This is a genomic window from Rhodobacter sp. JA431, from assembly GCF_900217725.1.
Taxonomy (GTDB): Bacteria; Pseudomonadota; Alphaproteobacteria; order Rhodobacterales; family Rhodobacteraceae; genus Rhodobacter; species Rhodobacter aestuarii.
This window is the reverse complement of sequence record NZ_OBMP01000003.1, coordinates 163,713-178,196: the sequence shown is the minus strand read 5'-3', so window position 1 is coordinate 178,196 and position 14,484 is coordinate 163,713. Positions and strand designations below refer to the sequence as shown.

The 14,484-nt window shown below is 64.4% G+C and carries 12 protein-coding genes; 2 read left to right on the top strand and 10 right to left on the bottom strand.

Going from position 1 to position 14,484, the window contains the following annotated elements; all coding sequences use genetic code 11:
- The first annotated feature begins 1 nt into the window (after position 1).
- On the top strand, positions 2-769 hold the full coding sequence (locus CRO18_RS07680; RefSeq protein WP_097081694.1) for a hypothetical protein: 768 nt from the start codon (positions 2-4) through the stop codon (positions 767-769).
- A gap of 194 nt (positions 770-963) precedes the next feature.
- Here the strand turns inward: CRO18_RS07680 and tnpB are convergent, their stop codons facing one another.
- From tnpB to CRO18_RS07640, 8 genes are all read right to left on the bottom strand, one after another.
- Entirely contained in the window at positions 964-1,284 is a 321-nt protein-coding gene (gene tnpB, locus CRO18_RS07675) for an IS66 family insertion sequence element accessory protein TnpB (RefSeq protein WP_283234889.1), read from the bottom strand.
- Between the two features lie 234 nt (positions 1,285-1,518).
- Complete coding sequence (locus CRO18_RS07670) at positions 1,519-2,649, bottom strand: glycosyltransferase (protein ID WP_170952598.1); 1,131 nt, start codon at positions 2,647-2,649, stop codon at positions 1,519-1,521.
- Positions 2,650-2,737: 88 nt separating this feature from the next.
- Complete coding sequence (locus CRO18_RS07665) at positions 2,738-4,759, bottom strand: SDR family NAD(P)-dependent oxidoreductase (protein ID WP_097081691.1); 2,022 nt, start codon at positions 4,757-4,759, stop codon at positions 2,738-2,740.
- A 233-nt stretch (positions 4,760-4,992) separates the two neighbouring features.
- The gene (locus CRO18_RS07660; RefSeq protein ID WP_097081690.1) at positions 4,993-6,291 is read right to left on the bottom strand and encodes a sigma-54 dependent transcriptional regulator; all 1,299 of its coding nucleotides are present in this window, start codon (positions 6,289-6,291) and stop codon (positions 4,993-4,995) included.
- Complete coding sequence (locus CRO18_RS07655; RefSeq protein ID WP_249276012.1) at positions 6,288-8,063, bottom strand: ATP-binding protein; 1,776 nt, start codon at positions 8,061-8,063, stop codon at positions 6,288-6,290. Before CRO18_RS07655 ends, CRO18_RS07660 begins: the two co-directional genes overlap by 4 nt.
- A gap of 20 nt (positions 8,064-8,083) precedes the next feature.
- Positions 8,084-8,452 (bottom strand): DUF1850 domain-containing protein, encoded by a 369-nt coding sequence (locus CRO18_RS07650; protein ID WP_097081689.1) that lies wholly within the window; start codon positions 8,450-8,452, stop codon positions 8,084-8,086.
- Positions 8,449-10,542, bottom strand: a complete 2,094-nt coding sequence (locus CRO18_RS07645; protein ID WP_212710078.1) for a TRAP transporter permease — start codon at positions 10,540-10,542, stop codon at positions 8,449-8,451. Before CRO18_RS07645 ends, CRO18_RS07650 begins: the two co-directional genes overlap by 4 nt.
- A 63-nt stretch (positions 10,543-10,605) precedes the next feature.
- Positions 10,606-11,553, bottom strand: coding sequence for a TAXI family TRAP transporter solute-binding subunit (locus tag CRO18_RS07640; RefSeq protein ID WP_097081909.1), 948 nt, complete (start codon positions 11,551-11,553; stop codon positions 10,606-10,608).
- Between the two features lie 242 nt (positions 11,554-11,795).
- Here CRO18_RS07640 and CRO18_RS07635 point away from each other — a divergent pair, with 242 nt between their 5' ends.
- Positions 11,796-12,089, top strand: coding sequence for an SDR family NAD(P)-dependent oxidoreductase (locus CRO18_RS07635; protein ID WP_097081687.1), 294 nt, complete (start codon positions 11,796-11,798; stop codon positions 12,087-12,089).
- 219 nt (positions 12,090-12,308) lie between these two features.
- On the opposite strand, the gene CRO18_RS07625 is transcribed toward CRO18_RS07635, so the two are convergent.
- Positions 12,309-13,175: a right-handed parallel beta-helix repeat-containing protein gene (locus CRO18_RS07625; protein ID WP_170952597.1), complete on the bottom strand. Its 867-nt coding sequence runs from the start codon at positions 13,173-13,175 to the stop codon at positions 12,309-12,311.
- 569 nt (positions 13,176-13,744) lie between these two features.
- A complete protein-coding gene (locus CRO18_RS07620) occupies positions 13,745-14,059 on the bottom strand; it encodes a hypothetical protein (protein WP_076485269.1) in 315 nt (104 codons plus the stop codon).
- Positions 14,060-14,484: the final 425 nt, after the last annotated feature.

Sequence of the window (14,484 nt, the reverse complement as noted above, 5' to 3'; positions counted from 1 at the left end):
GATGACGACGCAGAAATACACTCGCAAGATCGCCGCCACGCCGATGCCGGCCCAACTCGAGCGCGCCGCGATCGTGCTGCGCTACGGTGCGGACTTCGCCGCCACCGGGCGCGCGGCGGGGCTGGCCGAGAAGGTCGGGGATGCGATGCGGCATATCGAAAACTTGGCCGCGCACGGCTTTCTGGGGCTGCGGGGGCTTGCCTGCCACGCCGAGCCCTTGCCCGAGCGGGCAGGCGTGGCGCTGCATCTGCAATCGCCCTCGTCCCTGCCGCCTGATCTTCTGGTGATCTCCACTCGCATCGCCGTCGGCCTGCATAATGCCGATCCCGCAGGCTATGCCCGGTTGCTTGACGCGCTGGACGGCGACGCGGCGCAGGCCCGGGCGCTCTGGTCAGGCGTCGATTTCGAAACCGCCGTGGCAGGGGTGGAGTTGCACGGCGCGGGAAACGGCCCAGCCCAGCCCTTCGATCCGTTCTGGCTTGGCGGCGCCGCGGGAGAGGTCTGGCAAGGCGAGCGGCTGGAAATCCCGGGCTGCGCCAAGGCAATGCCCGGCTCGGATCTGGAAGATGCGTTGTTGCTGGCCTCTGCCTTTGGCGCCTTCTGGCCTCTGGGCCAGGACGCAGAACACGAATTGGGCGACGAAGAGTATTTTACCGACGGCGACGATCTGATCCTTGCCGACGCTTCCTTCGAAGCGGCCTCGCTGCGCGCCATTCTGACCTGTCTGGGCGTATCCCTGGTGCCCGAACCGCTTGGCCTTGAACGATGATCCCGCTGGCGGCCTTTGGTCTAGCCACGGCTTTTGGCTCGGGGCTGGCTCCGATCAAGCAGGCCTTGGCCGAGGGGAACGAGCCCCTTTATCGGCGAAAGGATGTGATCGGTTCCGATTATCAGGGACAGCTCTGCGCCTTTGCGCCCAACGCGGGCCTTGCGGGGGTGGCGATCTTCAGGTCTCCGGATTGGTCAGAGGAACGAGGGTTTGCGCACCGATGCCGCCGTCACGGCGCGCCAGTCGATCCCCTCAAATAAGGCCTCGAACTGCACCTTGCTCAGCACCACCGGGTCGGCCTGCGGCTTCGGCCAGGTGAACCGCCCGCCGTTCAGGCGCTTCATGGTCAGCACCAAGCCGGTGCCGTCCCAGACCAGCAGTTTCAGCCGGTCCGCGCGGCGCGAGCGGAACACGTAGATGGCGCCATCGAAGGGATCGAGCTCGAAATGGTTGGCGACATGAGCCAACAGCCCGTACCTCTTGGATCTACGGCTGATGATAGAAGCACTGATCACGGAAGCCAATGTCCGCAAAGCGGGGTGCTGTTACTGCATCTGAAGTAATCGACGGGGGGCCGCTTTGGGCCGAGCACGAGAAACCGCGCGATCGACACTGGGGTTGTGAAAGGGCGGATTTCGGGGCCGTGCGTTTCCGCTAAGGCGGCCTACCAACGCTAAACCCGCGAGCGGATTCAAATCTCGTGGGCGAACTTAATTGATCGACAGAAATCCGTTTCCGAAGCCTGGCGCCTAGTCGAGTGCCACCAGCGCACGTAAATATTCTGCCTTTTTCGCAAAAACTTTACGCGCATCAAAATGCTCCAGCACGAATTCGCGCGCCTGCGCGCGTATTTCCGCTGCTTCGAGCGGATTGTCAAAGACCCATTCGATCATCTCCGCGACCTCGTCGCGGTCATCCATGTCGACCAAAATCCCTGTTTCCATATCGTCGACCTTTTCGCGGACAGGAGCGGTATTGGAGCCGATCACTAGGCAGCCCGCAGCCATAGCCTCCAAGAGGGACCACGACGTTACGAAGGGTTCAGTAAAATAGACATGCGCGGTCGAGGCTTGCAGGACCTTTAGATATTCGTCGCGCGGTTTGAGCCCATGCAGGTGTAATCGCGTTTGATCAAGGTCGAGTGCTTTGAGGGCGCGCTTGCCCCATCCGTCGTCTTTCGGCAGGCGTTGGCCATAAGATACGCTATCTTGCGCGATGACGAGTGTTTCAAAATCCTCGCGGCGGTTTTGCAGAAGTTCGACTGCGCGCATGAATTGCGGAAAGCCCCGCAGCGGTTCCAGCCCGCGGGTGGTATAGGTAAGCAACCGCTGCCGGGGAGGGAGTGTCAACCAGTCAAAACTGATCTGTGCCTCCGGGTCTGGCCGGTGTAGGGTGCAATCGACACCGTCCGGCACGATCTCGAGCCGCTTCTTAAGCGCGGGCGGAAAGCGGCTTGCCTGAAACTCAGTCGGGCACCAGTTACGGTCTGCACTGTCGAATTCGGCTGAAATAGGCAAGTCGCGCAAGCGATTGGTCACCATCGCCTCTGCGGTCATTGGGCGCTCGCGCCTGCCGCGTACCCAATCGACATCGGTGTAATACCATTCGTGATAGGCGATGTATCGGGTTTGGGGCCAGATTTGCCTTACCGTGAGCCCGATCCCCCATCCAACATGAGCGATGACGAGATCGGGGTGGTATCCCTCCTGATCGCGCAAGCGCATGAAAAGATGCGTTGCCCCCAAGGCGGTATGTGCGGCGTGATCGAGCGCATAGCGATAATCTTCCGCGGGGCGGTCATTTTGTGGCACCTCGAACCGCAGAGTTCGGATCCCGTCCGCGTCGGTTGTATCGGAATGGGTGCCGACATGGGCAAACATGACCTCCCAACCATTGCGCGCCAGCCATCGACCGAAAAACTCAAATTGTGCGGGCTGATTGCGATGCAAAAAAAGGATTCGCAGAGGCTTAGTCATGGTTCTCTTCCGCATCACGGTGCAGCTGTTCCAGCAGAGCGATTGTGAGGCCTGCGGGGGGTGTTGCCTCTGAAATTGGAAGGTTTACGAGCGCGAGCCCGAAGCGCCGTTCGATGTCGAGGCGTAGTTCCATCGCCATCAGGGAATCGATGCCGTAGCGACCAAAGGGCCGGTGGGGATCAAAGTCCTCAACCGGAAGACGCAAAATCGCGCAGAGAATTTCGGCAAGCTCTGCCTCGACGCGAACCAATGCCTTAGACCGGTCAAGCTTTCTGATCTGGGTAGATATATCGCTCAATGCACGCCGCGAAGCTGCGCCAACAGGAATAACTTGTTCGAAAATCGTCGTCGTGATCGCTGGTATCAATGGTGCGAGACGCGCCCAATCCACGCAGGTGAAAAGGTGATCTTCTGCGGGAGGGCGGCTGATTGCGGTCATCACCTCAGCCACGGCGGTCTGGAGTGGCATAAGCGCCATCCCTTCCTGCCGCGACAAGCGGGCTTCAAGCGCGGCATTGCGCGCAAGAACCCCACCGCCCGCAACGGCACCGAGGCTGATCACTTGCGTCGGAAGACCCGCAATACGCTGCGCGGCGGCGAACGCCGAAATAGCCGCATTTCCGGCAGCGTAGCTTGATTGGCCCGGGTTCCCGACCCAAGCCGCCATTGAGGAAAGATACAGCAGATGATCGGGAACCCGCGCGCTATTGCGCAGCGCTTTGTCGAGCGCGCGGGCAACACCAAGTTTGGCATCAAGCACGGCCCGCGTCTCTACCGGGTCAAGATCGCGGATTAGACGGTCATGCAAGATCATCGCGGCATGGATCACCCCGCCAAGACGATGCGATGCCTTGGCGATCTGATTGAGGATAGCCGCGAGGGCCTGCGGGTCCGTGGCATCCGCGGCATGGATTTGCACTTCTGGCGCGGTTTCCGCCCAGATCCCGTCTGCGCCACTGCCAAGTCCCGGTTTCCCACTGCGCGACACCAAATGCACGCACTCTGCCCCCGCATCGATAAGCGCGCGCGCCAGCGCTAGGCCAAGCCCGCCGGTCCCACCAAGGATCACCCAATCATCGCGTACTGGCACTGGGTGCATTTTTCGCCGAGAGGCCAATGCGGGTGGGGTGAGCACGATCTTACCGACGTGGTGTGCCGCCAGCATATGTCGAATAGCGCCTGCGATGTCTGTAGCGGGCCAAGTCGTAACCGGAAGGGGCCTTAGCCGCCCCTCTTCCAGCGCCGAAATCACGGCGCAAAGGCTCGCCCGGACACCTTGTGGGTCGCGCGCTAAACGGCGGTCGAGATCGAAACTGTGATAGCTGAGCCCAGCCGCGAAGGGCGAAAGATTAAGCCGTGTCCTTTCCAGAAAGTCGCGCTTACCCAGTTCCACGAACCGCCCGAATGGGGCGAGGCAGCCGACTGAGGCTTGCATCATCGCTCCGGAGAGGCTGTTGAGAACTACATCAACGCCACACCCGTCGGTGGAGGCGCGGACCGCGCGCGCAAAATCCGGATCGCGGCTGTCAACCACCACCTCCGCGCCGGACGCTTTTGCCAAGGCCCGTCGCTCCGGGCTTGAGGCGGAGGCAATGACTCGCGCCCCCAAGAGCCGCGCCACTTGAATTGCGGCGAGCCCGACGCCGCCCGCGCCACCATGCACAAGCACCCATTCGCCCGCTTGCAGATGCGCGACGCGCGTCAACGCTTCCCAAGCCGTGGCAAAGGCGACAGGCAAACTTGCTCCAACTTCCGGCGAAAAGCCGTCAGGTAAGGGTACCAGCGCGGCTTCTGAAACCGTCAGATGCGTGCTGAAAGCCTCGGCGGCAAAGCCTGTGATCATTGTCCCAACGCTCAGGCTCGTACCGGGGCCGCTGCGCAGCACGCGTCCCGCAACTTCCATGCCCAAACTCGCCTTGGATGAACCCCCGTCAAGCAGACGTTCGGGCAGGAGGCCACGTGCAAGCATTGCATCGCGGAAATTGAGCCCCGTGGCGGCCACGGCAATCTCCACCTCTCCTGGTCCCGGTTCCGTTGCGACGCGATAGCCCGTTCGCACGCGCGTTGAACGGCAGGAATGACCATAAGCGACATTCGGCCCGGGATTTTGCTGCGCCGTACTATCGACGGCCGCTTCGGGGAAGCGGCGCCGTCGCGTGAATCCATGCTCGACCGGCCGGTAAGGGCCGGCACAGCACGTTGGTCAGGTCTTCATCGCACTTTACCGCCGGGCCCGATGTAACCCGCTCAAAGCCCGTAGCGGCGCATCTTGTCGTTCAGGGTGCGCCGTGCGATCCCCAGCATCTGCGCCGCGCGCTCGGTGTTGCCACGGCAGCGCTCCAGCACCGCGCTGATCTCGCGGCTCTCATAGGCGGCGACCTTGTCGGTCAGGCTTTCGGGCGCGCTCAGCCCCGGCGCGGCCTCCTCGGGCAGATCGAGGCCCAGCGCGAACCGCTCGGCCAAAGCCTGCAATTCGCGCACATTGCCGGGCCAGGGGCGGCGCAGCAATTGTTGCCTCAGCCCATAACCGACAGGCGGCACCTGCCCGCCATGCCGCCGCGCCGCGCGTTCGGCGAAATGGGCAAACATCAGGGGGATATCCTCGCCCAGCGCGCGCAGGGGCTCGAGCACGATCTCGGCGCCCGCCAGCCGATAGAACAGATCGGCGCGAAAGCCGCCATCCAGCGTCAGCGGCCGCAGGTCGGTTTTCGTCAGCGCCACGATGCGCAGATCGAGCGTGCGCAGCCGATGCTCGCCCAAACGTTCCACCTGCCGCTCTTGCAGCACCCGCAAAAGCTTGGGTTGCACCGAAGCGGGCAGCGCCTCGATCTCGTCGAGCACCAAAGTTCCGCCCGAGGCCAGTTCCAGCTTGCCCGGCTTTTCACGCGCGCCGGGAAAGGCACCCTCGGCATGGCCAAAGACCTCGATCTCGAACAAAGCCTCGGGCAGCGCCGCGCAATTGAGCGCGACGAAGGGCCCCGTGGCGCGCGGGCTTGCGGCATGCAGCGCACGGGCGATCAGTTCCTTGCCGGTGCCGGTCTCGCCGCGCAGAATGATATCTAGGCCAAGGGGGGCGAGCGCCGCGATCTGCTGGCGCAACCGGCGGATCGGCGCGGATTGACCCAGCAGCTCGGCCCCCTCGCGCCGGTCGAGTTCCGCCTGCAACCGCGCGATCTCGCGCCGCATCGCCGAGGCCCGCAGACCGCGCCCGACCACCGCCAGCAGATGCGCGGCATCATAGGGTTTTTCCAGAAAATCCTCGGCGCCGGAGCGGATTGCGCGCACCGCATGGGGCACGTCGCCATGACCGGTGATCAGCACCACCGGCAGGTCGGGCTGACGCGCCTTGAGCGCGTCAAGGAGCCCAAAGCCGTCCATCTGCGGCATTCGCAGATCGGTGATCAGCAGATCGGGGCGCTCGGGCGCCTCCAAAGCCTCGGCCCCGCCCGCAAAACCCGTGGCGCAATAGCCGCCCGCCTCGATCAGATCGCACAGCGCCGCGCGGTGGTCGGCATCGTCCTCGACCACATGGATCAACCCGCTCATCCGCGCCTCCCCTGTTCGGCGGCGGGCAGCACCGCCACCATCACCGTGCCCGCGCCGGGCTGGCTGGCGATTTCGATCCGCCCGCCGAACTCGGCCAAAATCGCCTGCGAGATGGCGAGGCCCAGCCCCAGCCCCTCGCTGTGCGTCTTGGTGGAAAAGAACGGTTCGGTCACCCGCGCCATATCCTCGGCGCCGATGCCGGGGCCGGTGTCATGCACCTCAAGCCGGATCTCGCCACCCCGCCGCCGCGCTTCAAGCCAGACCCGTGCGCCGGGTTGCCCCTCGACCGCATCAAGTGCGTTGAGCAGCAAATTGACTAGAACCTGCTCCAGCCGCACCTGCCCGGCATGGGCAAAGAGCCCCGGCTCGACCTCGGCGCGCTCAGGCACCACGCCGACCACCCGCGCGCGCGGCGCCACCAGTTCGAGCGCGCTGTCAAGAATGGGGCTGAGGCAAATCAGGCTGCGCGGCCCACTTTCCTTGCGCGAAAACGACTTCAGATGCTTGATCGTGCGCTGCATCCGGTGGATCAGCTGACGCGCCGTTCCAATGCGGGGCGCAGTCTTTTCCGGCGCGCTTTCCAGCGAAAGTTCCGCCGCCGCCAGCGTCGCCTCCATCGCCGCCAAGGGCTGGCTGATCTCATGCACGATCGCCGCCGACATCCGCCCCAGCGCCGCCATCTTCTCGGACTGGATCAACCCCTCCTGCGCCGCGCGCAGCTCTTTTTCGGTCTCGCGCCGCGCCTCTATCTCGCGCGCAAGGCGATTGGTGCGTTCGGCCACCTTCTGCTCGAGCACCTCTGCCTGAAGCAGTTGCAGGCGGATCAACTGTCGGCGCTGGCGCTGGATCTTGGCGAGCCCCAGCCCGAGCCCGAAGGCGAGCGCCGCCCCCGCGCCCCAACCCGCCGCGCTCCAGATCGCGGCCTGCACCGGGGCGGCGGCGATCACCTGCCAGTCGCGACCAAAGGGAGCCGCCCCCGCCCGCAACCGCTCGCCCGCGCCGTCGAACAGCCATTTCGCGCCGCGCGCCTGCAACGGCGCGGCGCGGTCGAGCGCAATGCCGGAATAGGTGCGCTCGGCCTGCAACCGGGAGAGCGCATCGGCGCTCAGCGGGCGTAGCGGGCGATAGACCCAATCGGCCACGCCCGAGAGAAAAACCACCCCGTCGGCATCGGCAACGGCGGTGGCCTGCGAGGCGCTGACCCAGGCCTGTTGCAGCGGCATCAGATCGAGCTTGACCACCAGCACGCCGATTTCCCCGCCCGGCAGATCGACCCGGGCGGACAGGAAATACCCCGGCGTTTTCGTGGTCACCCCAATCGCATAGACCCCGCCCGCGCCACGCTCGACCACCTCGCGGAAATAGGGGCGAAAGGCGTAGCTTTGACCGACGAAGCTCTCCGCCACATCCCAGTTCGAGGCGGCCAAAGTGCGGCCCGAAGCATCCATCAGGTAAAGATGGCTCGCGCCGGCCAGCCGGGTCACGGTTTGCAGATAAAGGTTGGCGGCCTCGATGGTGGCGGGGTCACCGGAGCGCGCGATGGCGGCGCGCACCCGGGCATCTTCGCCGGTCACCCGGGGAAGGTAGCGAAAGCGGTCGATCTCGGTTTCGAGCGCGCGCAGGGTGAGGATCAGGGTCTGGTCAAGCCGCGCGTCGATCTCGCGCAGCGACATGCGCCAAGCGAGCGCCCCCGCCGCCAATGCGATCAGGCAGGCGGCCAGAAGCGGCACCAAAGGTGCTGCCCGACGCAGGCCGGCGGTCTGATCGCGCATCGCGGCCCCTCCCCTTTTGGTCACTCGGCGCAGGGGCGCAAGTCTAAGGCCGCGCCGGGCGTTTCGCCAAGGGGCCAGCAGCTTTGCGCCCCGGTGCAGAGCCGCCAGCCCGATCCGGTGGCGCCCGAGGCGGCAAGGTGCAGCGCGGAAACCGGGGGCGTGTCGGGCTCCCAGACCCACCAGCCCGCCTCGAACCAGCCGCCGGGGCCGGGCTCCATGCCCGCGCCCGAACCCTTCACCGCGGCGCGGCGCAGGTGCATTTGGGCGCCCTGCACCTGCCACTCCTCGCGCCAGACCTGCTTTTCGACGGAATGGGTCCACTCGAGCGCGAACCGCCCCTCGGCCCCCAGCGCCACGACCAGCGCGCCCGCGATCAGGCAGGCGCTCATGCGTTGGTCTTTCGCGCCGGGCGGCGCAGCCAGTGCAGCCCGAAGAAGGCCCCGACAAGGGCAAAGCCGATTTCATCGGTCAGCGCCAGCGCGGCAACCAGCGTGAAGGCGGCGGCCATCGCCAGCGCCCTTTCCCACAGCGCCAGCGGACGCCCCAGCCAGCCGATCACCGCCACGCCCCAAAGACCCAGCGCGATCAGCGCCTTGGTCACCACATAGGCGACGGCGGGCAGGTAGCCGATACTTGCGGCGAGCGCGCCGCCGTCTTGCAGCATCAGCGCGGGGGTGTAGACCGCCATGAAGGGCACGACGAAACCGGCCGCGGCGATCTTCACCGCCTCGAGGCTGATCTTGAGCCCGCTTTCGCGCGCGATGGGGGCGGCGGCGAAGCAGGCCAGCGCCACCGGCGGGGTCAGATCGGCGAGGATGCCGAAGTAGAACACGAACATGTGGCTGACCAGAAGCGGCACCCCCAGCGCCAGCAGCGCGGGGCCCGCGATCGACGAGGTGATGATGTAATTGGGGATCGTAGGGATCCCCATGCCCAGCACGATGCAGGTGATCATCGTCAGCACCAGCGAGAGAAAGAGGCTCGTCTGGCCGACGCCGACGATATATTGCCCAAACGTGTTGGCGGCGCCGGTGAGGGTCATCACGCCGATGATCACGCCGACCAAAGCGCAGGCGATGCCCACCGGAAGCGCGGTCTTGGCGCCCTCGGCCAGACTGTCGCGGCACAAAAGCAGCGTCTCGCGCCCGCCTTTGGACAAGGCGTTGAGCGCGATCAGCACGCCCAGCGCGGCCAGCACGACCGGCAGGCCGAACTGGAAGAAAGCGGCGGCGATCAGGCCGAGAAACACCCAGAAAATGACGCGCAACACGCCCTCGGGCAAGCCCAGCGCCACCGATCCGCCAAGGATCAAGAGCCCGGTCAGCGCCAGCCCCACCGTGCCCGCGAAAAGTGGCGTGTAGCCCGAAAACAGCAGGTAGATCAGCACGCCAAGCGGCATCAGCAAATACCAGCCCTCGCGCAAAGCCGCGCCCGCCGAGGGGAGTTGATCGCGCGCAAGGCCACGCAGGTCGCGCTTGCCCGCCTCAAGATGCACCATCCAGAACACGCCCAGAAAATAGAGCACCGCCGGAATCACCGCCGCCTTTACCACCTCGGCGTAATCGACCCCCAGCGTCTCGGCCATCACGAAGGCGACCGCCCCCATCACCGGCGGCATCACCTGCCCGCCCATCGAGGCGGTGGCCTCGACCCCACCCGCAAAGGCGGGGCGGTAGCCGAAGCTTTTCATCAGCGGAATGGTGAATTGCCCGGTGGTGACGACATTGGCCACGCCCGAGCCCGAAATCGTGCCCATCAGCCCCGAAGACAGCACCGAGACCTTGGCCGGGCCGCCCATTTTATGCCCCACCAGCCCCAGCGAGACATCGGTGAAAAGCTTGATCATCCCCGCCTTTTCCAGAAAGGCGCCGAACAGGATGAACAGGAAAATATAGGTCGCCGAGACATAGGTGGGGATGCCGTAGATGCCCTCGGTGCCATAGGTCAGATGCTCGATCACCTGCGCCACGTCATAGCCGCGATGGTCGAGCGGCGCGGGCAGATGCTCGCCCCAGAGCGCGTAGGACAAAAACACCCCCGAGATGATCGGCAGCGCGGGCCCCATCAGAAACCACGCCGCCGCGAAAACGGTGACCAGCGCCAGCACCCCCATCGCGATGTCGCGGGGCAAGGGGTCGCCCGCGCGCATCAAAAGATCGGTGTAGTCGAGCCATTGATAGCCCGCGACGGCAATGCCCGCCGCCGCCAGCAGGTAGGAAAGCCCTTTCATCAGCGGGCCGCGATGGCGGGCAATCGCCAGCAGCGGAAAGCCCAGCGCCATCAGAAAGCCCACATGCACCGCGCGCACCACCTGACTGGGCAGATCAAGCAGATGCGCGGCAATCGCGATCTGAAACGCCGAAAAGGCGATCGCAAGGCCGAACAGCGCCCGGCCCTCCAGCGTGTGCGGAAAATTCTCGGCCAGCGGATCGTGCAGCCCGAGGTCTTCCTCGGGCAGGATATGCGTGCTCGGTTTCATGTCGCCTCCCCACGGCATGACGGCGGCCCGAGAGTCAGGCCGCCGTTTCGCGCCTTTGGCCGCTTACATCAGGCCCTGTTCCTTGTAGAACCGCTCGGCGCCCGGATGCATCGGGATGGGCGAGCCCTGCACCGCCGCCTCCAGCGAAATCCCCCCCGCCGCCGCATGCGCCGCCTTCAGCACATCGAGGTTCTCGAACAGCAGTTTCGTCATCTGATAGGCGGTCTCCTCCGAGACATCCTCATGCGTGACAAGGAAATTCACCACCGCGATGGTGGGCACATCCTCGGTCTGGCCCTCGTAGGTGCCCGCCGGAATCGTGCTCGCCACATAAGGCGCGCCAAGGCTTGCCGCCACCTCGGCGGGCACCGACAGGAACCGGATCGGCTGCGAGGACGCCAGATCCTTCAGCGCGGCATTGCCAAGGCCAGAGGATTGCAGTGTTGCCTCGAGCTGGCGGTTCTTCATCAGTTCGACCGATTCCGCGAAGGGCAGATATTCGAGCTTGCCCAGATCGTCATAGCTCATCCCCGAAGCGCCAAAGATCGCCCGCGCATTGAGTTCGGTGCCCGATTTCGCCGCGCCGACCGAGAGGCTGTGCCCCTTCAGATCGGCGACCGTGCTGGCCCCGGTGTCCTCGAGCGCGGCAATCTGGATCACGTTGGGATAGATCGCCGCAATCGCGCGCAGCTTGCCCAGCGGCGCCTTGAAGCCGACATCGGCATTGCCCTCCCAAGCGTATTTCACCGAATCGCCCAGCGCAAAGGCAATCTCGCCCTTGCCCTGCTGCAACAGGTTGAGGTTCTCGACCGAGGCCTTGGTCGATTGCACCTGCGTGCGCGCGCCCTCGATCCCCTTGGCGTAAATATCCGACAGCGCCACGCCAAGCGGGTAGTAAACGCCCGAGGTGCCGCCGGTCAGCACATTGATGAAGTCGCCCGCCTGCGCCATCGGCGCCGCCGTGCTCAGGGCAACGGCCAGCGCCGCGCCCAGCTTGATCTTGTGAAACATTCTCTCCTCCCAGAGCTTCCCCGCTTGGGCGCGGGGCTGACCACAGGGTGCAACCGCGCGCGCGGCGATCAAAAGGTTTTTGCGCGCTCGGGGCGCAAATTCGTGGCAAGCTTTCGCCAGCACCGCGGCGAGCCTTCGCTTCGGGCCTTGCAAACAAAGGTGGCCGCGCGCGTTGCGGTGCAGCATGGCAGGCTGGACAGGGCGGCGACTTGCGGCAGGGTAAGAGGATCAGGGAGGGAAGCATGGAACTGGGCTTGCGGGGAAAGACGGCTTTGGTGCTGAGCGGCGGCGGCGGTCTGGGCAGCGCGATCGCGCGCGGGCTGGCGGCGGAGGGCGCGCGCGTGGCGGTGGCCAATCGCAGCATTGATGCCGCCGAGATCAACGCCAGCGGTGGTGGGGCGCTGGCGCTGGACTGGGACTTGGCCGACCTTTCCGCTATCGAGCCCGCGGTGCTTGAAATCGCAGCCACCTTCGGCCCGGTCGATATTCTGATCGCCAATACCGGCGGCCCGCCCCCCGGCCCGGCGGAATCGTAAAGCACCTTGTACCCCTCGCCCTTGGTCAGCGCCGCCGAAATATAGGGCTCGTAGGTCACCGTCGCGCCGCCCCGGCCCGACAGCAGCGCCAGTCCCGCCTCGGAGGCCCCCATCGACACATGCTCGATATCGGCAAGGCTCATGCCATTGACCTTGAGCGCGTGATTCATCAGCAGATCCGAGGTCGCCCCTGACCAGTCGATTTATCGCATGAACCTGTTATCCTGAGGATCTGAGATCTTTGTCGCCGGATCGAGCGGCGCAACAGCCCAGCGTCCCGGTCTCGGTGTTGTCGTGGCAGCGGTTGCTCTCCACGACCGCGCGCGATGGCTGGTCGGGGGCCTTGGGAGCCCGCAGCAGGACGATCCCCGAGGCGCCGTTGCCCCAGCACTCGTTGTCGCGCACCGCCTCGCTCTCCGAGGAGAAAAGGATGATCCCGGCCTGGGTGTTGTCGTGGCAGCGGTTGCGCTCCACGACCGCGCGCGAGGATCGACCACCATCCTGCATCACGGTCAGCACGATTCCATTTCCGCAGTTCGCCACGGTGCAGGACGCGACGGTTGCCTCATCGGTCCCGAACAGCGTAATGCCGCTGCCGCCGAACGACTGGATCTCGGCTTCGGTAATCGAAATCCCGGTGCTGCCCCGGGCAACGAGTGCTCTCAATGCTTTTTCTTCGCGCTGACCTGTGAGGGAAATGCGCTTCAGATCGACGGCCAGCCCGGAATCGATGAAGATCAGACCCCATTCATTCCGGACGTCCTCCGGAGTCGCACTGGCGGCAGGCAGATCCTCGGGCAGCGTGCGACGGACGATACCACGCGCCCGAGTGCTGACAGCGAAATCGGCAAGGCGAACGTTTTGCGCGTGCCGCACGACAATAGCCGGGCCATCGAAATCGTGGGTGAAGACCGTCTTCTCCTTGCCCGCGCCCTCAAGGGTCGTTCCAGAAGGGACAACAAGCGGCGTATCGAGCGGGAAAGTCCCCGCGCCGACCGAGATCACGGTTCCCGGTAGCGCGCCCTTCACTGCGTCCCGCAGCGTCGCGACGCCATCGCTTTCCGCAATCGAGATCGTCTGCGCCACGCTTAAACCGAAAGAATGCCAAAAAGAGAAACGAACAGCCTTCAGATTAGTCAGCACGGCGAGCGCCCGTCAACAGAGGAGGCGACCGGGTACGTTCCCGAAGATCAAACAGCCGGTACGGGAATGGAGCGCTGCCTTTCAAAACGGGATGGTTGCTTGGCTCAAAAACGCCATGCAGTCGACGGTCGTTCCTTCCTTCAGCATCGGGTCGGCCTGCGGAATTCACACCGGCATTCTGTCGCCGAAAAGGGGAAATTGCCGCTCCTTCTGCGAATGCAGAATCGGTGCAAGAGTAGGCCACCATACCTTGCGGCGGCGCAGTGTCATCACCGATGCAGCGAAGGTCAGCTATCGTCGGCAAGCTCGGATGGTGCTGAATCCGCTTCGGGCTAGCTTGTCCCTTCGCTGCGCCGTGTCTGAACGGCCGCTTCCGCGGCCTAACCCGGGAGGGTCGACCGGCCGTTTTGGGCCGGGCATGTAGGGTCTGACCTTGCGGCTCTACCTCGTCGCACGCCGCAGCGCCGCATGACCAGTTTGAGCCCTTTGCGGGCATTCGACACATGCTTGGGTCAAGCAGGTATACCTTGTTTTTCAAGGATGCGAAGTGTGATCCAAACGATGCCCGTCATGATAAGAACGGAGATGCCAATTGCCGCCAAGAGTTGACCGATCCGACCAATGCGGGATCTGCCAGCGCGTGAGATTTCTTCGTTCATGAAAAGAGAAGCGCGCCTCATTCTTTCGGAGTAAGGCTCCGAAAGGCTGTTCAACCATGTTCCTCCCAAAACGAAGCGAAGGACCATCGGAAAGAGCAGGAAGGCGAAACCGAGCCAGGTCGTCAGAAAACCCACGAGAAAGCCGATTTCAACGATTGCTTGGCTCATGTTCCCGTCCCAGCGTTCAAGCGTCTGTCATATCATTGGATGATATCGGGATGTTGTCCAATGGCACGTGCGGACTCCATGTGACCTAATGTCCGCTCAGCGACATTCGGCCCGGGATTTTGCTGCGTCGTGCCATGGACGGCCGCTTCGGGTAAGCCGCACCGCCGCGTGAACCCATGCTCGACCGGCAGTTGAGGGCCGCGAGCCGCTTGGGACGCTTCGGGCAGGGATTTTGCGTTTGCCGGGCCATGCTCATAGCCTACCCGCGATGGGTGCTCCGGTTGGCTGGTCGTTCAAATCTGTGTTTGATGCGCCGAGATCCCTTGAAGCCCTGAAAAGGCGAGAAAACCACCCGCTGAAGATAGTGGCACCTGTTCGAAGAGGACAAGACCACCAAGAAGGGTTGAAGGTTGAACGAAAAGGCG